The sequence below is a fragment of the Peribacillus sp. P4_C12 genome (genome assembly GCF_056402095.1).
Genome location: NZ_JBFUIB010000003.1, coordinates 82,041 through 102,333 on the forward strand (window position 1 = coordinate 82,041; position 20,293 = coordinate 102,333).

The window sequence follows — 20,293 nt, forward strand, 5'->3', positions numbered from 1 at the left end:
CTCTGCCTGTTAAGAAAAAAATAATTAGCATTATAAAAGAATAGTAATGGTGGTGCCCTTATTTTCAACGCTAGTCAAATCGATTTTCCCATTATGGGCTAGAATAATATCTCTTGCAATCGCCATTCCTAAACCAGTTCCATGTGTACTGGTAGTATTCGTACCTCGGTAGTAGCGTTCAAAAACCTGTTCTAAATCTTTAGAGGGGATACCGCGGCCATTATCGGCAATGGTAATTTGGGTATGAAAGACTGAAGCTGTGGATATGTTGCTTGACTTTTGCTCTTGTCCACCCTGTAGATAAATATTATCAATTCGAATATTCACAACGACATGTTCATCGTTATGCACAAGTGCGTTGTAGATAAAGTTAAAGATCGCCCTTTTCAGTAATTTTTTATCCACTTTATGCATGGCTTTGTCCACATTTGCCTCAAATTCAACCTGTCGATCCCCAAATGATGAATCATTTAAAAGCTCAATCGTCATTTCACGAATAAACCCAACAATATTTACATCTTCAAATTGTAACGGGAGTTGTTGATTGCGCAAACGCATCGTTAAATTGAGGTCATCTAACAAATCTTTCATATATTTAGACTGTCTATAAATAATAGATGTATACTCATACAGTTCTTGTGGTGTTATATCTGTGGAGCTATCTTTCATCAATTCTGCATACCCATGGATAGAAGCAAGTGGTGTCTTCATATCATGCGAAACATTGCTAATCCATTCCTCACGCATTTGGTCGAGTTGATCACGTTCTTTCTCATACTGATCTAATTTTACCGATAGTTCATTCATATTGCTAAATACATCTTCATAAACGCCTTTTGGTATAGGCATCTTTTTAAAACGTCTTTCCCGAAGCTGCTGAATTCCTTCTATTAAGGTGTTGAGTGGGGTAGTTAATCTTTTTCCGAATAAAAATCCTATTACTAATGCAATAATGATATCGACGATTAAAAATAGTAAAAGTAAAATATTAATGTATTTAAAAACTTTAGCATAATCATAGGTTATTACATAGCGACCTATTTTCTGTTCCTTAACACCTACAAAATAGCTGAAATTATGGGCTTCGCCAACAAACACAGTCGTCTCTGCATCAATTTCTTTATACTTATACATTTGTACGATTTCAATAGGAGAATAGACTGTTTGCAAATTTTGAGGTGTATAAAAGGCTGCCACTTGCTCACCCTTATTATTCAAAAATTGTATCCAGGCCTTATTGTCTTGGAGTTTTTCCAGTCCTTCTTCATTTACCATCGGTTTGTTATCTTGTAGTTCTACATATTGTGAAAATGTTCGGCTAAAGTTTTCCGCAGATACTTCTTCTGTCCCAAAATTATGCATGGCTCGATAAAAGAGTAAGCAGAGGAGTAAAATTGTATTTACAATCCCTACGATTACAACAATTGTCACAACGGATCCTAAAAAGCGCCGTGTCAATTTCCACTTCATTTGTCGCACTCCTTGGATTGTAATTTATAACCAAGCCCTTTAACTGTTATTAAAAACGAAGGCTTTGAAGGATCTGACTCAATTTTTTCGCGTAAACGGCGAATATGAACCATCACTGTATTATCAGAGCCAAAGAAATCATCGCCCCACACATGTTCAAACAAAGTTTCCTTACTCAAAATCTGATTCGGGTGATGCATAAAACAGCTCATCAGTCCGATTTCTTTGGCTGTGAGCTCAATCGCTTTGCCATCCTTTTTCACTTCTTTTTCATTGGCACTAAGCTCAAAAGGACCGACTTGCAAACTTTTCGGAGCCGCTTTTTCCTCTGAAAAGCCAGCGCGTCTCAGCTGTGCCTTTACCCGATAAGCAACTTCTTTTGGACTAAATGGTTTGGTAATATAATCATCCCCACCTATCGCCAGCCCTAAAAGCTTATCAATTTCCTCATCCTTAGCCGACATAAATAAAATGGGCACATTTGACACTTCACGAATTTGCTTGCATAAATCATAGCCTTCACCATCAGGTAGCATAATATCTAGCAATACAAGTGCAGGAGTAAACTCCTGAAACTTTGCCCAACCATCCGCAACCGTCCCCGCCGTTACAATATTTGTAATACCTTCTTTATGTAAAACTGTCTCCATGAGAAGTGCCAAATCTTCCTCGTCGTCGATAATTAAAATCCACTGATCATTAGCCATTCTTCTACCTCCCAAACATCAATCTTAACCTACAGTATAGAGTACCCTGTAGCAAAAAATAAGGGGAAGGGAGAGATAATTCTGGAATAAGTGGCGTCTTAGGCATCCGTTTCATAATTTTTCATTCAAGATTATATTTAATAGCGAAGATAAGCTGCGAAACAAAGTAGAGAAAAGCACATAGGTTCCATAAAAAAAGAAAATGTACTTTCGATGTAAGGACCAGGACCTTGTTGCCATAAAACGTAGAGGCCTGATCATGGCTTGGTTTTAAGTAGTTTCTGGTTGTAGGCTTATTTATTTGAGGTGGATATAGATAGTACTAAATACTGATTTGGTAAAGGTTGTATGATAAACTGTTTAAAGTATTGGTAGGTAGATAATGATATAGCTATTATGTTTTACTATGCAATTAAGTCTAGGTCTTCGATAATATTCTTTCTAGACCAAAATCATTTTTTATCAAAGATCATTAGAAAAAGTATGCGGCAAATGTGAAAGAATAAAAGGAGAAAAAAATAATGGAAACAAAAAAGGTGTTGCCTGTTCTTTTTTTAGTCATGTTTTTAGTGATGGTCGGCTTTGGGATTATTATTCCCGTAATGCCGTTCCTAGCTGAAAAGGTGGGTGGCAGTCCGACAGAGCTTGGTCTTTTAATGGCTGTCTATTCGTTAATGCAATTATTATTTGCCCCAATGTGGGGACGTATCTCAGACCGAATAGGTCGTAAGCCTGTTATGATGATTGGAATCGCAGGATTAGCGCTTTCTTTTTTCATCATGGCGACAGCAGATTCTTTATGGGTTTTATTCGTAGCTAGAATTGTTGGTGGGGTTTTATCCTCTGCTAACATGCCAACTGCAATGGCGTATGTAGCTGATATTACGACGCCAGAGGACCGGGGGAAAGGGATGGGGATCATTGGTGCTGCTACAGGACTTGGCTTCATCTTTGGTCCGGCAATTGGAGGTATCTTCTCAAAATCAAGTTTGAATTTACCTTTTTATATTGCTGGAATTTCATCTTTAATTACTCTAATTTTAGTGTTTATAATACTGAAAGAATCACTTACAGTAGAAAAAAGATCTCAGCATTCGAAAAATAAAGAATCAATGTGGAAAGCCTTTAATGGACCTCTGAGTATTATGTTTATTCTACAATTGATTATCACACTTTCGATGGCTGGACTCGAAACGACTTTCGCCTATTTCGCAGCTCAAAAGGCTAATATAAGCCTTGTACAATTAGGCTATATCTTTATGATCATGGGATTTGGCAGTGCGATTGTTCAAGGTGGATTAGTGGGAAGGATGACCAAGAAATATGGGGAAGGAGCGGTCATCCGAATCGGGATTATCGTATCGGCCATTGGATTTATTCTAATACTGTTCTCTAATAATTTCTGGACATCTGCAGTTTTCTTAACTATTTTCGGATTAGGGAATGGTTTCATCCGGCCGGCCATTTCGGCACTGTTGACCAAAAATTCTACAACTGGACATGGCAGTGTTACTGGCTTACTTTCTTCATTTGACTCATTCGGTAGAATTGCTGGGCCTCCAATAGGTGGATGGTTATTTTCCATTTCGATAGATTTGCCATTTATTTCAGGAGCTATGCTTTCAGTTTTTGCATTGGTTCTTTATCAGATTTATCATGCACAGACGAAACAAGTTAAAGCACTTGTTTGATGTATGTGCAACCCTAAACTAGCCTGTAGATAACGTCCAAAGTCGGGCAAATCTACAGGTTTTTTCAATAAGTTCGTACAGTCGAAATTGAGATTATACATTTAATTTAAATGAGCAAAAAAACCCTATTTTGCAAATAGGGTTTTTCTATTCTACTTAATATAAGCGCCTTTTTATTGAATCATATTCAAAAAACGGCGTGTACGCTCTTCTTTAGGGTTTGTGAAAATTTGTTCGGGTGTTCCGCGTTCCATAATTTTTCCTTCATCCATAAAGATAACTTCGTCTGCTACATCACGAGCGAAACGCATTTCATGTGTCACGACAACCATTGTCATTCTTTCTTCTTTCGCTAGGTCTTTCATTACTTGTAAGACGTCACCAACTAGTTCAGGATCAAGAGCAGAGGTTGGCTCGTCAAACAGCATTACTTTTGGCTCCATGGCCAGTGCCCTTGCAATTCCCACGCGCTGTTGCTGGCCGCCAGACAACTGGAAAGGATAAAAATCAACTTTATCACCTAAACCCACTTTTGTAAGCAATGCCTTGGCTGTTTCTTTCGCTTTTTGTTTTGGAATGTTCTTTACTATAATGGGACCTTCCATGACGTTTTCTACTGCTGTTTTGTGTGGGAAGAGGTTATAGTTTTGAAATACCATTCCTGTCAAACTGCGAAAAGAAGTAATGGATCTTTTACTAACCGTTTTTTTAAACTCCATTAATTTCTGATCAATTTCAATCGTCCCGTCTGTAGGCACCTCAAGGAGATTTAAGCAACGAAGAAACGTTGTTTTACCTGAACCAGAAGGGCCGATTAATACAATGACTTTTCCTTGTTCTACTTCCAAATCAATGCCCTTTAACACTTCAAGGTCACCAAATGATTTATGAAGATTCTTAATGTTAATCATTTTAAAATCTCCTTTTAATACTTCAGCTCTTATTTTGCTACATACCGATTAAGTTTGTCTTCGATACGTCCTTGAATAATTGATAAAACCGTACACATAATCCAATATATAGCGCCTGCTTCAATGTAGAGTAATAGAAATTCATAGTTTTTTGCAGCAATTTCTTGAGCTTTACGGAACATCTCTGCTACAAGAATTAGTGATGCAAGCGATGTATCCTTTAAAAGGCTAATAAAAGTGTTTGATAATGGGGGAATGGATACTCGAGCTGCTTGCGGTAAAACAATTCGCTTTAATGCTTGGGTATATGTCATACCAATTGAATAACCTGCTTCCCATTGTCCTTTTGGTATTGATAGAATAGCAGCCCGTATAATTTCTGATGCATAAGCTCCGACGCTTAGAGAAAATCCTATAATAGCCGATATGAAAGGATTAAGCGTTATACCTAAGTTTGGCAGCCCGTAGAAAATAATAAATAATTGCACAAGTAATGGTGTCCCGCGGATGATTGACACATATACACGCGCAATTATTTGTAAAATTTTTATAGAAGATAATCGAGCTAATGCTGTTAGTACAGCGAGAATAAGGCCAAGAACAAATGTTATTAATGTTAGTGGAATTGTATATTTAATAGCTCCCTCTACCATAGGATAGAGGGAGGTCTGAGCGATAGAAACAAGTTGGTTCATACGCTCTGGGTCAGAGAAAATATTACTTAGGAGAAACATCTTCACCAAACCATTTTTCGGAGATTTTTGCGTACGTACCATCGTCATTCATATCTTTTAGTGCTTTATTTACTTCTTCCACTAACTTGCCGCTGTCTTTTCTAAACATTAACCCACTAGCTACACCGTTTTCTTCCTCATCAGCCACTTTGATAGGTGCATCGGGGTGTTGTTTTTTATAATCAAGGTAAGATAATTTATCATTTATCGTTGCATCTACACGTTTAGAACCAATAAGCTGTACAGCTTGAGAAAATCCTTCAATACCAGTAACTTCAGCACCATGGGATTTAGCTATATCATTGTAGTTACTTGTTAAAGATTGTGCAGATTTCTTCCCTTTTAAGTCATCGAATGATTTAATATCTGAATTGTCTTTGTGAACAAGTAATACTGCTCCTGATTGAATATATGGGTCAGAGAAATCGTATTTCTTTTGACGGTCTTCATCAATTCCAACTTGGTTTGCGATCATATCAAAACGTTTGGCATCTAATCCTGCAAACATACCGTCCCATTGTGTTTCTTTAAACTCTGCTTTCACACCAAGCCGCTTTGCTACTTCCTTAGAAATTTCAACATCAAACCCAGTTAGTTTGTCTGAATCATCGTGGAATGTGAAAGGAGGGTATGTACCTTCTGTTCCAACTGTTAACACGCCATCTTTTTTGACTTTATCATATAGACTTTCTTGTGAAGAAGATTTATTGTCGGTATTATTTGCCTCATTTTTTGTATTTGAACCACAAGCAGTAAGTACAATTGTGAAAGCTAACAATAGCGATAAAAGAGCAATCGATTTTTTCATTTGATAAACCTCCTAGTAATCTGATAGGGATTGATACTCTGTGATACTAAATTAGAAAGGGCAAAAAGTCAATAGAAACAACTTATATCATTAGTGTTAATGTTTCTTTGCGAATTATACAGATTTTAAGGGATTGAAGTGAATTAGTACTCATAACGAAGAGCTTGTTCTTTTCTACAACTTTTCATTTCTAATATCAACCATTTCGTAAAAATGATGCCTACATAGATTTTCTTTTTATCCTTGAGAACGTTTGTCCTAATTATTCTCAAGATAATTGGAGGGGCCCACCTATCCTTTCTACTTATATGGCATCTGTTCTGATACCGAACTCGCACGTGAGTTTCAAGGTTTTTTGTCTGGAGGAGACTAAGGAGATTAGAAACGATGGATTTAAAACTTTCCAGAACATAAAGACTCCCATCCACCTTTAGAACTAAGCAGGGGATGGGAGTGTTATTTCTGGATTTGAACCGCCCGAAACTATTGCAGCATCTTTATTATTGGCTAGTGATTGTCATGTGTTCTTTCCTCTACGCTTACGAAGATAGGGTTCGAATAGAACCAAAGGTCTTTATAGTTACGGTTGTTGATCTCGGCAAAACGTGATTCGTTATCCTCAATATCAGTCTTTGAATCGATCAGCGGCTCACCGTTGCTCGTTTCTCCAGAGACATTTTCTCCTAGATTCGTACCTCTCAAACGGAAATATTGGTCCTTACTCGCTTTGACTTTGTAAGTGATAATATGGTAACCGTCGCCATCAGTTTTCCAGTCTTTGCTTGTAAAGCGTTTAACTACTTTTGTCGTATCATTGGTGTCTTTACTGTAAGCAGGTGTTCCAGGCACAGCTTTCCCAGTTACATCACCGGAAATTAAATCCACGTGATCCACTTTAACCGAATCGCCGTTGTTGTTCTTTTTAGGGCTCTTAAATCGGATTGTAATTTTGACCATTTGTCCTTCCTTCACTTTAAGGTCCCCACCCATATCTACCTTGCTGCTGCCGCCTTTAGCTTGGAAATCAAGTGCGTTAATCAAGTCACCAAAAACAGAGAATGATTTCCCCGACCGCATGCCGTCCAAGACGGATTGCATTGTGGAACCGTTCACCCAAGTGTAATTTTTGGAATATTCGCCAGGCCAGTATCCGCTTGAGTAAAGGCGGTTTTCACTGATTTCGAAATGGGAGTCCGAATTGGAAAAGTTCCAGAACTGACGTCCTTCTCCAAGAAGCGCATCCCATGCACCGCCTACCTTAGCAAGCATGTAATCGGAACCACCGTAAGTTCTGTTTTCAGGCGTTGTCAGGTTTAAGCCGCCTCTGTCAGGCTCCATCTGGTTTCCGGGCATGCCTTCAAATCCGAACAAGACATCCGGTGCGATATTGTTGAAGTCGCGGAAATCAGATATGGTGTACACCTTTTTTCTCGAAGGGTGATTCAGGATGGCATAACTTGTATTCTTATAATTCTTCTCAAGCCATGCCAAGGCTGTTCGAGCATCCTGGGGTGTCTTATTGGCTCTTTGATCCTGTGCTTTCCAGATGGCTACATCCGTTGAATTGAACATCTTTTCATCCTGGTTGGTAAACAAATACTCGAATTGATTGCCAGCTTTTAAACTTTTCGATGATCCTGCCTGATCTCCCAAAATTCCTATGCCGACATGCTCGTATGTAGGCATGTCCCATTCGAACCCCGAAAAGATAATTTTATTTTTATATTTGCCCTTTTTCTGCAGTTGTTTCATTTTCGGAGCTTGATATTGAATGATTCCCTGAGACAGCGGAATCGGACCGCCTGGAACCAATTGTCCTTCATCATCCCGTGAAGACATTCTCAAATGGTCGGAAATCCCCATCCAATCCATACCATACTTGTCAAATGAGTTGTTGAGCACGTTTTCAAGGGTCTGAGACCCCTCTGCATCGTCGGACTGAGTAGTATGGGCATGATATTCCCCTTTCATCCATCTGCCTCCAGAATTTGTCTGGTTGTTTTCTTCTGCATCTTTTGCAGCGACCGGCAGACTTTGAGAAAAGATGGCTAAGCTGAGAGCCAATCCCGTGAATGATTTGAACTTATTTAACATCTTTCTGATACCTCCGAAATATTGAAATAATATTGAACAAGCCAATTTTATTGTAAAAGTATTAAGTAGCTATTTGGGGAGAGTATGGTTTTTGTAAATGAAAAGGGGAAATTTCTGGAATAATCTTTCATTTGAGAACCTATAGAAAAAACCATATGTTTATTGACGAAATAAGGGAAAAACTCTTTAGCAGAGCCTCGGATTGTCGAGAAACCTTCGACAGCCTTTTTATTTAACATCATTCTTTTATCCATCACGTTAAATTTAAAAGAGTATACTCCTACCATTTAATGTAATTGGATGATATAATTTTTGTGAATAAATTCACAAAAATAGAAATATCTAGTTAAAGTATTTGCTATTAACTCTTGAAAGAAAGCGAGTTGGTTATATGAAGAAGAAAGTAGTTTTGGCTGGCGGGACTGGTTTTGTCGGTAAATACTTTGAAAATCATTTCATGAGTTTAGGATATGAGGTAAGAATAATCTCAAGACAATCTCCACATATAAGTTGGAGCAATAACGAAGGAATAAGAGAATCGATTGAGAATTCTGATATGTTAATCAACTTGGCAGGAAAAACAGTTAACTGTCGCTACAATGCTAAGAATAAGGAAGAAATCTTACATTCACGAACTGAAACTACTAAAATACTCGGAAATGCGATTAAACAATGTGAAAATCCTCCTTCATTATGGATAAATTCAAGTACGGCGACTATTTATAGGCATGCTGAAGATAATCCAATGACAGAAGATGACGGTATCATCGGCTCAGGTTTCTCGGTTCATGTGGCCAAAGAGTGGGAGCGTTCTTTTTTTGAATTTCAATTACCTGAGACAAGACAAATTGCTTTAAGAATTGCGATTGTGTTGGGCGATGATGGAGGGGTTATGACTCCTTATAAAAATTTAGTCAAATTTGGTCTAGGCGGTCATCAAGGATCGGGAAATCAAAAGTTCAGTTGGATACATATAGATGATTTATTTAACATTGTCCTTTTTCTTAGAAAGAACGAGGAGTTGTGCGGAGTATTCAATTGTTCTTCGCCTCACCCAGTTACAAATCGCGAGTTAATGGCTCACTTGAGAAAAGCCATGAATAGAAAGATAGGATTGCCATGCCCAAGACCCATGCTTGAAATGGGAGCTTTCTTTATGAGAACCGAAACTGAATTGATTTTAAAGAGTCGCTGGGTTATTCCTGAAAGAATGGTAAGGGAGGGTTACGAGTTTAAATTTGATAAACTCGATGCAGCCCTTCAACAAATACTCAAGAGTTCTAAATAAGGGTATAAAACACTAGAGAGTGATTTGCTATAATAATAGATAAAAAGATTATTGATGAAGGGGAATCCGTATTATGAATATTACTCCATCTGAAAAAGTCGGAAGATTCACAACAGGAATTTTTTCGGAGTTGGCGACTCGTAAGCAGGATGCGATGAAGCGCGGGATAGATGTTATCGATTTGAGCGTTGGTAGTCCTGATTTGCCACCGCCTGCATTTGTAGTGGATACGCTGGTAAAATATGCACAGGATACAAACTCATACGGTTATACGCTGAAAGGTACAACTGAATTCCATGAGGCTGTTTGCTATTTTTATCGGCAGCGTTACGGGGTAGAGCTTGATTCAGATAAAGAGGTCCTTCAACTGATGGGCTCACAAGATGGGCTTGCACACTTGGCAACAGCGATGATTAATCCGGGCGATTATGTGTTAGTACCAGATCCGGGATATCCAATTTACGAAGCAAGTGTAAAACTCGCGGGAGGTAACATTTATCCGATGCCGCTTACTGCCGAGAATAAATTTCTGCCACAGCTCAATCAAATCCCAGTGGAAATATTGAACAAAACGAAAATGATGATCATCAGTTACCCTGGAAATCCAGTCACTGCACTTGCTGATGAAGCTTTTTTTTCAGAGGTTATTTCGTTTGCTAAAAAGAATGAGATTCTGGTTGTTCACGATTTTGCTTACTCTGAGTTAATTTTTGATGATCATCCTCAGATTAGCTTTATGTCTATTCCGGGTGCTAAGGAGGTTGGGATTGAATTTAATTCGCTATCGAAAACGTTCAATATGGCAGGCTGTCGTATTGGATATGTGGTCGGCAATCATGATGCGTTACATATCTTAGGTACATTGAAATCACACATCGATTATGGAGTTTTTTATCCGATTCAAAAAGCTGCAGAAATGGCGCTTACATCCAACCTTTCGCTGCTGTCCGATCAGGTTAAGGAATACGAGGCCCGTCGGGATGCCTTGATAACAGGTCTTGCAAAAGGAGGATGGCATGTACCTAAATCCTCAGCTACCATGTTTATTTGGGCTCAAATTCCTGCTGGTTGGAAGTCACGCGATTTTGCTTATGAATTGATTGAAAAAGCGGGGGTTACGGTCGTCCCTGGGGATGCTTTTGGAGAACAAGGCGAAGGGTATGTTCGAATGGCCTTGGTCCAACCGGCTGAGAGATTGACAGAAGCTGCAGAAAAGATTCAATTGTTTCTGGAAGAATATCAAAAAGTGATTCAGGATTGAATATGAAAAGTAAACGGAAAGAGTGCAGAGGTAAGCCGCACTCTTTTTTTGCAGGTCCTTCTCATTCAATTCTTTTTTGCGACTTTATTCAAAATGAAATAGGCTGATATAGCAGATAAAACAGCAATTATTAATGTAGGTATTTGTGAACTTTGAACAAAAATCACTTCTTGTGAAAGTGTATTACTCATGCCCAATGACTCTGAAAAATCAGGGGTATATGTAGCAGTTAGAAATAGTCCAGATGAAATTTGCAATAAGGTAAATAACAGTAAGAAACTAATAGTGAAAATTAGATACTTTTTCATTTTACACCTCCTCATTTAATTACGAGTATAGCGTACAAAAGTTTCGTTTAATTTTACACTTTTCTGGAAAATGCGAAACGATGCATTTTCATTAGATTTCTAAAGCCATTCGTTTGGTTCTTAGCTTGTGTCTATAAAGTCCTCATCAAACTCTTCAAAACGTTTAAATCCTTTACCTTTATAGTAAATTTCTCCGACTTGGTTTCCTATTTCAACATCGGCAATAACTTGCGATAACCCTTGTAATTCTTGGATTAGCTTCTGTAAAAGCTTCTTACCAATTCCCTTTCCTTATGATATTTTATTCACTCATTCTTACTCTATCTAGTGGGATGAAATCCTGCGAATAAGCGAGCATTCGTAAGAAATACTTAATTAACTGAGGGAGTTCAACAAGAAGAATGCAAAAAAGACCGCCTATACTGGCGATCTTTCGAATCTACGTATTAAAAAACTAAGCAGCATTTTGTATCGCTCTTGTTTTTTTAGCAAATAGTTTTTCTTTAAGAGGTGGAGTAATCAAACCATCTACCCCATATCTTCCTGCATTCATAGCAGAAACTAGGATAAACATTGACAATAAAACAAGTTGTGGGTTTGTACTTGTAGTACCACTAAACATATAAGAAAAGTTCATCGCTATTCCAAAAAACACTGCTGTTTTTGTAAAACAACCGATTAATAAACCTACACCTACAAATAGTTCTCCCCAAGGTACTAAGAGGTTAAATACCTCTATATTAGGAATCGCTATATTTTTTAGAAATACCACCCACCATTCTTGAACAGCCGGGTGTTCTCCGGTTGAGTTAGCTAAAGCACCCTGTAAAAAGCCAGAAGCATCAAACTGTCCACTTGCTATCTTCCCCCAACCAGCCATAATCCACGTATATCCGATATATGCACGTAATACAGCTAAGAGTATAGAAATGTTTTTGTTTTGTCTTAGAGCATCAATCATCATGTTTTCCTCCAGTATTTCAAAATAATAAGTACTAAGGAATATAATAACATCACCGAAAATGATTTTCATTATCAATTATATTAAAAATGTATTAAGAATATATAATGAACCTCCTTCTACAATCGGAAGTAAATCTGAGGATTCAGTAAGACACTTATTATTCAAAAATGGTATTGATCCAATTGTTGAAGTTAGTCTCAGTAAACAGCAATTTATTGGAGTTCTCTATTGAAATTACCATCAGACGATCCCAATTTCGAAGCTAGCTAATATTATTGTTATTTAACCACTCAATCCCGAAAAATAACGCTATGTGAATATTAAACCACCTTACAAAAATATGACAAAATTGTAAGGTGTGAACCTTAAACTGTTAGGTTAATCGATGGCGATTTATCTCTCCCTCTTTTAAGATTTAAGAAAAAGAGGAAAAAAAGGTGGTATGAAATGAGTTTTTTAGAACTGAATATTAATTTATTTAGAATGATTAATGACTTAGGGAAACAATACACATACTTAAACCCTGCTATGATTTTCATTGCTGAGTATATGGTATTTTTCTTAGCTTTTGGTGTTATTGTAATTTGGTTTACTCAAAATAAAAAGAGTAGAATGATGGTTTTTTGTGCAACCATTACTTTTGTTTTTGCTGAAATAATCGGGAAGATAGCAGGAGAATTTTATTCCAATAATCAACCATTTGCTGAGTTGACAAATGTTAATAAATTAATTGAAAAAGCAGTTGATAATTCTTTTCCAAGCGACCATACAATATTGTTTTTCTCATTTTGTGTATCCTTTTGGATGTTCAAAAGAGGATGGTGGTTTTTATGGATCATACCGGCTTTCCTTGTTGGTTTTTCTCGTATTTGGGTCGGTGTCCACTATCCAGCAGATGTTCTAGCAGGAGCTATTATAAGCATCATTTCAGGCTCAATTGTTTACCTTATTGTTCCTAAGTTACGCTTGACTCTGAAATTATTAGGGATTTATGAGAAATGCGAACAATTGGTTATATCTCCTTTAACTAAATCGAAGGGGAAAAAATCAAAGGATTTTTAAGAAATAATAACATTAAAAATTTAAAATTTATGAATAAGTTTCAACTAACAGGTGCTTTACTTCAATAAGAGAGTTGCTTCGGCAGCTCTTTTTCTAATATCACGAACAGGACAGGTTAGTGAAAGGTGATATTATAAATATAGATGAGATTTTAAAGTAAAGGAGACTTATTGTTGTGGAAGCAAAATGTATTAAATTCTATGAATTCGGAAGCCCGCAAAACGTATTGAAAGTTGAAAGTAAAAACATTCAACGACCTGCTAATGGAGAAATCTTTGTGCGTATGAAAGTTCGCCCTATTAACCCATCTGACTTGCTACCAATTCGTGGGGTATATGCTCATCGAATCCCTTTACCTTCCATTCCTGGCTATGAAGGGGTAGGTATTGTAGAAGAGGTGGGTCCTTCAGTTTCTCAAGAACTAATAGGTAAGCGTGTTCTGCCTCTGCGTGGTGAAGGAACTTGGCAAGAATATGTTAGAACATCTGCGGAGTTGGCAGTTCCTATACCTCGTTCCATTGAGGATTATATTGCAGCACAATTATATATAAATCCGATAACAGCTTGGCTTACCTGTACAGAAGTATTAGCATTGAAACCGGATGATGTATTAATCGTGAATGCTTGCGGATCTTCTATTGGTCGTATCTTTACTCAGTTATCCAAGATTCTCGGTTTTCAATTGATTGCTGTAACAAGAAACAATAAATATACGGAAGAACTACTTAAACTTGGAGCTTCTTATGTAATCAATACTTCGGATAGATCATTACATAATACCGTGATGGAATTAACGAATGGGCGTGGAGCAAAAGCTGCTATTGATTCTGTGGGTGGAACAGATGGTTCAGAGTTAGCTTTTTGTGTTCAACCAAATGGAATGTTATTAACTATTGGGCTTTTATCAGGAAAGCCTGTAAATTGGGCGGAAATTTCAAATAGGACAAAAGTGAATGTTAAAATGTTTCATCTTCGGCATTGGAATCAACAGGTATCAGTACAAACTTGGCAAGAAACTTTTAACCTTTTGATAAATTTTATAAACGATAAAAGGTTGAGGTTTATGGTGCCAGACTCTCACTATGACTTACAGGAGGTACAGGAAGCTATTCGTGTAACAGAATCCCCTATGAGTAATAGAGGGAAGATTTTTTTATCCAGTTAGCTACTAATTTTTCTTCTTCGACTAAAAAGTCAGGCGTTTTTTATAATGAGATTGTTGTTTGAAAAAATGAAACAAAGAAGTTTTACTTTTGCTTTTCTCATTCGTAATTTTTATTTTAAGTCAGTCGAGTATATCACGGATATAGACCTAATTTGGTTATTTATCATTGTTGCAATTGTGATGATTGTTCTTGGGTCTTCTTTATATACTGAACGTCAAAGAAACAGAAAAAGTGACAAGTGAATTCCAGTTCTTGTTAACTAACGGGGGCGTACGTTCATAAAGAAGTGTGGAAAATCAAACTTTTTTATAAAAGTAACATTAAATTGAATTTGTTAAGAGCATGTTTTTGGCCAGTCTTTTTCAAAACATGCTCTTTTCTTTTGGATATACTTTCTAGCATATAGCGATATATTAATTTCATAGAATTCCCGAACGCTAGAAGGACAAGCTACATAAAATATAGCAAGTCCGTACTATTTATGAATTGAAGTGGACTTAATATAAATAAGGGGCATAGCAATGATCAACTGGAAAGTGCGTTTTAAAAATCCGACGTTTATTTTTACAGTTCTTCTCCCTGGGCTTTTAATATTAACGCAAATGGTTGCAGCGTTCATTAATAACTTTATCCACCCGATTGGTTTTACCATTACCGATGATGCGCTGAATGGGGCGATGGGGATTATTAACTTTATTGCGCTTACATTCTTTGGGGTCGGCGGTGTGGTTGATCATACTACTAAAGGTTTAAGCGACAGTGATGAGGCTCGAAAATATGAGGAACCTAAGTAATTGGACGAACCTTTTTCTACTAAAAATATAGAAGAAACCAGATGTCACCGTTTATTTTATGTAACGGAACATGTGGTTTTTTTGTTTTTTATATAGAGAATTTATGGTGAATAAACGAAGATGGTAGAAATAAAAAAGGATTTTAGGAATCAAATCAAAACTTCATCATATATTTAAAATTGTGTTTCATTTACAGATTGGGGAGGAAAAAGAATGAGTCTTAGTTTACCAGTTTCAAAATGGCTTGTAGCAATTGTTTCACTTGTAGCATTGGTTGCAGCATTTATTTTCGGTCCAGCTAATGCATCAGCATCAATCAACTATGGCGATGAAGTTGCCGCCTTAGCGGAGAAGCAGGTCGGGAGCCCATATAAATATGGAGGAACGACACCAAAAGGATTCGATGCAAGCGGGCTTACTCAGTATGTATATAAAAATGCAGCGACAGAAATGAAAATTCCGAGAACAAGTGCAGAACAGTATAAAACCGGTAAAGCCGTGAAGCAAACAGACTTAAAAACAGGCGACTTAGTGTTCTATGCAACTGGCACGAAAGGAAAAGTCTCATTTGTGGGCATCTATAATGGAAAAGGTACTTTTGTGGGAACCACAACAAAAGGTGTAAAGGTAGTTAAAATGAGCGACAAGTATTGGAAAGATCGATATATTGGGGCTAAACGGGTCATTAAGTAAAAGCTCTGATATTCATAACGGATACTTTATAATATGACTAGCAAAAAAGAGCATCGAAAATCTGATGCTCTTTTTGCTAGTCTCGGATAGTTGAAAAACACTTACTCAATGATAATATCTGTTAATACAACATTACCATTTCTAACCTTTACTATAGCAACTGAAGGTTTAGCCAAAGCGTCTGTTTCCATTTCCTTAGCCTTTTCTTCGGATGCATAATAATTGTCTAGGCCGTATCTAATCTGAACAGTTGTAGCTCTTTTTAAGTCATAAGGAATTTCTAATTCTCCTTTTAGATAAACACCTTTGCTGGGTTTTTCTTTCGTTACTAAATCGACTTTATATAGACCATCATTGCTTTGTTTTAGTATTACATATACCTTTTTATAATCACCCATATTTCTTGTTTTAAACTCAGAAATAACAGAGTCATCAAGTTGTGAAGGCTTAACGGTCTCTATTTCGTAATTCAGAGCCACATAGCTACCCCGGAACAGGTCCGTCGGGTCGACTGGAGCGGTTTTGATTTTGATTTCCTCTCCGGTCATGGTAGTCCAGACGGGAGGAATCGCCAAGACTAAAAGAATCAAGATTGGAATGGAAAATACGATGAGCGGTCGGAAGAATAGATTATTCTTCATTGAAATCGCCTCCTTTTTTCCGTTGGTTTTCAAAGAAGAAGCCAAAACCAATAAGCATGATGCCGCCGATTATGAATGTAAGCGATTTTGGCAGGAAGTCAAAGGAATCAATATAGTATCTGAAAATCAGTGCACATATTATCACAATGCTGGTTAAACTGCCCTTTAGAATGAGGTAAAGAAGGAAAATAAAATAAGCTATAGGGAACCATATCGAAAATTCAAAGGTAAGGAAGAGTGCGGTGATTCCATGTAAGATATGCCCTTGTATGTGGGTGGTGCTTTGTAATTTAGATGGAAATGGAAGATACGCCAATATGATTCCCAATACAAACAGAATGGAAAGGACGATCGTATTCGACTGTTTAACATCTAACTTCGGTACAAATTCCATTAGAAATAAGGCGATTGTATTGATGGCTAATGCGTTAATAAAAAAGCCCAAGGCCTTAGGATAATCGAATTTTTTTAATAGAATATATAAAAAAGGTATAAATACAAGAATGGCAAGTGGGTAAGACGTTTCATCAAGGAATATACTTCCGTTAATATAAATGAAAAGCAGAAAGGAAGTAAAAAGAAGGATGAAGACGTCTTTTAAATAGTAACCAATGAATACTGTTCCAATGGCCCATAATAAAAAGGAACTGTTGAAATTGATGCTGATGTTAAAAATCTGCTCAACTAGAAATATGCCTGCTCCGAATATCAAAATTCCAACATAATGTAAACTCCGGGCTGTTTTGGGAAAGCGTTTCTGCCACTTAACACCAGCGAAGTTTACTCCAATTAGACACGCAATTATTATTAGGAATTTAACTCCCTTATTTAAATATATCCAGTTACTGGCGACGAAGGTTAATACCCCAAGACCTAAAAGAAGCGCCCCGATGGATAATAAAATAGTAATGAAACTTAAATTATCCTTCACATCATAGGAACCTAGCATCTTTTCTTTTTCTTGCTCAGAGATAACTCCTCCTGTTTCAAGATACTTAAGTTCGTGTTCAAGAAAATCAAACTGCTTTTTCGTTATTTCTTTTTTTGCCAAAGTAGTTCCTCCTTCCATATATTTCTATTATATAACTTATTCTCCGTTTGCTATTAATATATGTTTAATTTTCTCTTACCCTCTTTTGATAACACTTAACAGAATAACAATAAATTGCATTCCTGATTGGTTAAGCAGCAGTCTGCTCAAAGCATAATTTAAATAAGATAAGAACAAGGAAGAGGGTGAGCGTTAAAATATTTTTACAGTACCTTGCAATAAACAGTAGCATGTGGTAATTTATTTACATAAGATGTATTATTCGTTGTTTGGTACTGTTTAATGAATAGTACCAAAACATTCAAGAAAGGAGTGATGGTGCATTGAATGTACAATTTAAAAAAGGTGTCTTGGAACTGTGTGTCCTTGTGTTGTTGGATAAGCAAGACCGTTACGGCTATGAACTTGTTCAGAAGATTTCAGATCAAATCGAGATATCGGAAGGTTCGGTTTATCCACTGTTACGAAGATTAACCAAGGAAGAGTATTTTACGACATATTTGCAAGAATCAACAGAAGGGCCGCCGCGTAAGTATTATAAGTTAACCGAGAAAGGCCGAGAATACCTTCACGAATTGCTGACAGAATGGAACGAGTTTTCTAATGGAGTCAATCAATTAATCAAGGAAGGTGCGGGCAAATGAATAAAGAACAATTTTTGAAACAATTGAATGCCTCATTAGTAAGGCTTTCGCAAGAGGAACGGCAGGATATTTTACAAGATTACGAAGAGTATTTCGCGGTTGGGATGGAAAAGGGAAAAACGGAGCAGGAAATTTCAGCATCCCTTGGAAATCCGAATCAAATTTCCAAGGAACTAACGGCATCTTACCGTCTTGATCAAGTCGAGCAAACGACTTCTGCTGGAAATGTCATGCGAGCCGTTTGGGCAGTTATTGGTTTAGGTTTTTTTAATTTAGTAATTGTATTAGGACCTTTTATTGCGCTGGTAGGGGTTGTTATTGCAGGATGGGCATCAGCGATAGGCTTCATTCTTGCCCCGTTTGGCGTACTTATTAATCTAATTATAGGCAACTTTCAATTATTTGATTTGTTCTTCGCATTGGGTCTTTGCGGAATTGGAATTTTCATTGCCATGGGGATGTTTGTCGCTACAAGTGCTTTAACTAAAGGGTTTATTCGTTATTTGAAATTTAACGTTTCCCTTGTGAAAGGTGGTTTGAAACATGATTAATATCAAAAAATTATCGATTATTGCACTTGTTCTGTTATTAATCGGTGTAGTAGGGAGTTTGTTTACATTTTCTCAAGTGACGAATAAGGAAACGAATACAGAGGAAAAATCGATTTCAGATGAGGTAACGGACGTAGAGGTCATCTCTGACAATGCAGCTGTTGAAATCATCCCAACGACAGCTACAGATACTAGTATAGAGTTAGTATCAAAAGGTGTGGATGTTTCTAAGCTGAATTTTTCTGCAGATGTGGAAGGAAAGAAACTTAAGGTTACATTAAAAGATCGACGCTCCTTTAGCATTGGTTTTCAAATTCAATCATTACATTTAAAAGTGTATGTGCCTGAGAAATCTTATAAGTCGTTTGTCGTTAAAAGTGATAATGGAAAAGTACAAATGGCTGAATTGGACATTAAGAGTCTGAACGTGGAATCACAAAATGGTCGAGTTGAATTAAAAGATATAATATCTGAAAAAGTTGAAGTGAAATCTGCTAATGGAAAAGTAGATCTTAATAATGTAGAGGGAAATCTGATAGGGTCCTCGAATAACGGAAAAATTTCCCTTGTAACAAAAGACTTGGATCGGAATATTCAATTGGAAAGTGACAATGGCAAAATTATGATTACAACAGATAAGGAGCCGACCAATACAACCTTTGATGTTCACGTTGATAATGGGAAAATCGATATTCTCAATAAATATGAGGGAAATGTTGTTATTGGTAAAGGTGAAAATTTGGTTAAATTAGAAACAAATAATGGGAAAATTGAGATAACAAAATAGCAACAAAGCGAGAAAAAAGCCGATTCCATTTGGAATCGGCTTTTTTATTTAAGCAGCCATTTTATCTTCTTGAATCGGCTTAGGCTTATGATAATACCTGTTTAAGAATGAACCATAAACGGAAGCGAGTATTTGTTGGAAAAGAGTACCGAGAATGACAGGAACAGCAACGGCGGCAGGGAAATAAGCAACGGCAAGAGCAGCTCCTGCAGCGATATTTCTCATACCTCCTGTATAGGTGACGGTAATAATCTCTTCTTTTTCCCACTTCAGGAATTTTCCGACCATCCAGGATAATAGATAACCAGAAAAGGCAATAAAGAAGACCATAATAGCCATTTTGATTAATTTTGCATCGATATGACTTAAATATGGAGCAACTTTTGCGCTGTTTAAGGTCACACATATACCAAGTGCCATTTTAGAAAAGGGAGCTAAGCGAGGTCCAAGCATCGGTTTTATTTTTCCCTTGGTAATCTGATTCAGCACCATCCCAATCAGTGAAGGAATGACAACCATGCCGATTAACCCTTTCATGATTGCCATGGTATCCATTTCAACCGATGTTCCGCTGAAGAAAGCAACGCTATACGGTACAATAATCGGTGACAAGAGCGTATCGATTAAGACAATCGTCAAAGTGAGCAGGGTGTTCCCTTTGTAAATGG

At 37.1% G+C, this 20,293-nt stretch carries 21 protein-coding genes; 10 read left to right on the forward strand and 11 right to left on the reverse strand.

Annotation, left to right across the window (positions count from 1 at the left end; translation table 11 throughout):
- Positions 1 to 30: 30 nt before the first annotated feature.
- Together AC1DUW_RS02025 and AC1DUW_RS02030 are read right to left on the reverse strand one after the other, a co-directional pair.
- Positions 31 to 1,470: a sensor histidine kinase gene (locus AC1DUW_RS02025; RefSeq protein WP_477641915.1), complete on the reverse strand. Its 1,440-nt coding sequence runs from the start codon at positions 1,468 to 1,470 to the stop codon at positions 31 to 33.
- On the reverse strand, positions 1,467 to 2,177 hold the full coding sequence (locus AC1DUW_RS02030; protein ID WP_477641916.1) for a response regulator transcription factor: 711 nt from the start codon (positions 2,175 to 2,177) through the stop codon (positions 1,467 to 1,469). Before AC1DUW_RS02030 ends, AC1DUW_RS02025 begins: the two co-directional genes overlap by 4 nt.
- A gap of 521 nt (positions 2,178 to 2,698) precedes the next feature.
- Here AC1DUW_RS02030 and AC1DUW_RS02035 point away from each other — a divergent pair.
- A complete protein-coding gene (locus tag AC1DUW_RS02035) occupies positions 2,699 to 3,868 on the forward strand; it encodes an MFS transporter (protein WP_053344437.1) in 1,170 nt (389 codons plus the stop codon).
- 173 nt (positions 3,869 to 4,041) lie between these two features.
- On the opposite strand, the gene AC1DUW_RS02040 is transcribed toward AC1DUW_RS02035, so the two are convergent.
- The 4 genes from AC1DUW_RS02040 to AC1DUW_RS02055 all read right to left on the reverse strand — a co-directional run bounded on the left by AC1DUW_RS02040 (position 4,042) and on the right by AC1DUW_RS02055 (position 8,385).
- Positions 4,042 to 4,779, reverse strand: coding sequence for an amino acid ABC transporter ATP-binding protein (locus AC1DUW_RS02040; protein WP_053344438.1), 738 nt, complete (start codon positions 4,777 to 4,779; stop codon positions 4,042 to 4,044).
- 29 nt (positions 4,780 to 4,808) lie between these two features.
- Positions 4,809 to 5,513, reverse strand: a complete 705-nt coding sequence (locus AC1DUW_RS02045; protein WP_053344439.1) for an amino acid ABC transporter permease — start codon at positions 5,511 to 5,513, stop codon at positions 4,809 to 4,811.
- Positions 5,497 to 6,321, reverse strand: coding sequence for an amino acid ABC transporter substrate-binding protein (locus tag AC1DUW_RS02050; RefSeq protein ID WP_053344440.1), 825 nt, complete (start codon positions 6,319 to 6,321; stop codon positions 5,497 to 5,499). The genes AC1DUW_RS02045 and AC1DUW_RS02050 overlap by 17 nt, the downstream gene beginning before the upstream one ends.
- Positions 6,322 to 6,828: 507 nt before the next feature.
- The gene (locus AC1DUW_RS02055; protein ID WP_236694849.1) at positions 6,829 to 8,385 is read right to left on the reverse strand and encodes a PHP domain-containing protein; all 1,557 of its coding nucleotides are present in this window, start codon (positions 8,383 to 8,385) and stop codon (positions 6,829 to 6,831) included.
- Between the two features lie 421 nt (positions 8,386 to 8,806).
- On the opposite strand from AC1DUW_RS02055, the gene AC1DUW_RS02060 reads away from it, so the two are divergent.
- Together AC1DUW_RS02060 and AC1DUW_RS02065 are read left to right on the forward strand one after the other, a co-directional pair.
- Entirely contained in the window at positions 8,807 to 9,703 is an 897-nt protein-coding gene (locus AC1DUW_RS02060; RefSeq protein ID WP_402879455.1) for a TIGR01777 family oxidoreductase, read from the forward strand.
- Positions 9,704 to 9,776: 73 nt separating this feature from the next.
- On the forward strand, positions 9,777 to 10,964 hold the full coding sequence (locus AC1DUW_RS02065; RefSeq protein ID WP_053344444.1) for an LL-diaminopimelate aminotransferase: 1,188 nt from the start codon (positions 9,777 to 9,779) through the stop codon (positions 10,962 to 10,964).
- A gap of 65 nt (positions 10,965 to 11,029) precedes the next feature.
- On the opposite strand, the gene AC1DUW_RS02070 is transcribed toward AC1DUW_RS02065, so the two are convergent.
- Positions 11,030 to 11,272 carry a hypothetical protein gene (locus AC1DUW_RS02070; protein ID WP_053344445.1) on the reverse strand — a complete coding sequence of 81 codons (243 nt, stop codon included), beginning with the start codon at positions 11,270 to 11,272 and terminating at the stop codon, positions 11,030 to 11,032.
- A 454-nt stretch (positions 11,273 to 11,726) separates the two neighbouring features.
- Entirely contained in the window at positions 11,727 to 12,236 is a 510-nt protein-coding gene (locus AC1DUW_RS02075) for a DoxX family protein (RefSeq protein WP_477641917.1), read from the reverse strand.
- Between the two features lie 447 nt (positions 12,237 to 12,683).
- On the opposite strand from AC1DUW_RS02075, the gene AC1DUW_RS02080 reads away from it, so the two are divergent.
- The 4 genes from AC1DUW_RS02080 to AC1DUW_RS02095 all read left to right on the forward strand — a co-directional run bounded on the left by AC1DUW_RS02080 (position 12,684) and on the right by AC1DUW_RS02095 (position 15,951).
- Positions 12,684 to 13,298: an undecaprenyl-diphosphatase gene (locus AC1DUW_RS02080; protein WP_053344446.1), complete on the forward strand. Its 615-nt coding sequence runs from the start codon at positions 12,684 to 12,686 to the stop codon at positions 13,296 to 13,298.
- Between the two features lie 175 nt (positions 13,299 to 13,473).
- Positions 13,474 to 14,463, forward strand: a complete 990-nt coding sequence (locus AC1DUW_RS02085) for a zinc-dependent alcohol dehydrogenase family protein (protein WP_477641918.1) — start codon at positions 13,474 to 13,476, stop codon at positions 14,461 to 14,463.
- Positions 14,464 to 14,985: 522 nt separating this feature from the next.
- Positions 14,986 to 15,258 (forward strand): phage holin, encoded by a 273-nt coding sequence (locus AC1DUW_RS02090; RefSeq protein ID WP_053344448.1) that lies wholly within the window; start codon positions 14,986 to 14,988, stop codon positions 15,256 to 15,258.
- 213 nt (positions 15,259 to 15,471) lie between these two features.
- Positions 15,472 to 15,951, forward strand: coding sequence for a C40 family peptidase (locus tag AC1DUW_RS02095; RefSeq protein WP_053344449.1), 480 nt, complete (start codon positions 15,472 to 15,474; stop codon positions 15,949 to 15,951).
- A 101-nt stretch (positions 15,952 to 16,052) separates the two neighbouring features.
- On the opposite strand, the gene AC1DUW_RS02100 is transcribed toward AC1DUW_RS02095, so the two are convergent.
- Both AC1DUW_RS02100 and AC1DUW_RS02105 read right to left on the reverse strand, forming a co-directional pair.
- Positions 16,053 to 16,592 carry a GDYXXLXY domain-containing protein gene (locus AC1DUW_RS02100; RefSeq protein ID WP_053344450.1) on the reverse strand — a complete coding sequence of 180 codons (540 nt, stop codon included), beginning with the start codon at positions 16,590 to 16,592 and terminating at the stop codon, positions 16,053 to 16,055.
- Positions 16,582 to 17,643, reverse strand: coding sequence for a DUF2157 domain-containing protein (locus AC1DUW_RS02105; protein WP_477641919.1), 1,062 nt, complete (start codon positions 17,641 to 17,643; stop codon positions 16,582 to 16,584). The genes AC1DUW_RS02100 and AC1DUW_RS02105 overlap by 11 nt, the downstream gene beginning before the upstream one ends.
- Before the next feature lie 323 nt (positions 17,644 to 17,966).
- Here AC1DUW_RS02105 and AC1DUW_RS02110 point away from each other — a divergent pair, with 323 nt between their 5' ends.
- From AC1DUW_RS02110 to AC1DUW_RS02120, 3 genes are read left to right on the forward strand one after another with little or no spacing between them, the layout of a single operon-like run.
- Positions 17,967 to 18,287 carry a PadR family transcriptional regulator gene (locus AC1DUW_RS02110; RefSeq protein WP_053344452.1) on the forward strand — a complete coding sequence of 107 codons (321 nt, stop codon included), beginning with the start codon at positions 17,967 to 17,969 and terminating at the stop codon, positions 18,285 to 18,287.
- Positions 18,284 to 18,838, forward strand: a complete 555-nt coding sequence (locus AC1DUW_RS02115; RefSeq protein ID WP_201254222.1) for a DUF1700 domain-containing protein — start codon at positions 18,284 to 18,286, stop codon at positions 18,836 to 18,838. Before AC1DUW_RS02110 ends, AC1DUW_RS02115 begins: the two co-directional genes overlap by 4 nt.
- Positions 18,831 to 19,625 (forward strand): DUF4097 family beta strand repeat-containing protein, encoded by a 795-nt coding sequence (locus AC1DUW_RS02120; protein ID WP_477641920.1) that lies wholly within the window; start codon positions 18,831 to 18,833, stop codon positions 19,623 to 19,625. Before AC1DUW_RS02115 ends, AC1DUW_RS02120 begins: the two co-directional genes overlap by 8 nt.
- Positions 19,626 to 19,673: 48 nt before the next feature.
- On the opposite strand, the gene AC1DUW_RS02125 is transcribed toward AC1DUW_RS02120, so the two are convergent.
- Positions 19,674 to 20,293, reverse strand: a 620-nt coding sequence (locus AC1DUW_RS02125; RefSeq protein ID WP_477641921.1) for a bile acid:sodium symporter family protein, incomplete at its 5' end; no start/stop codon positions are given.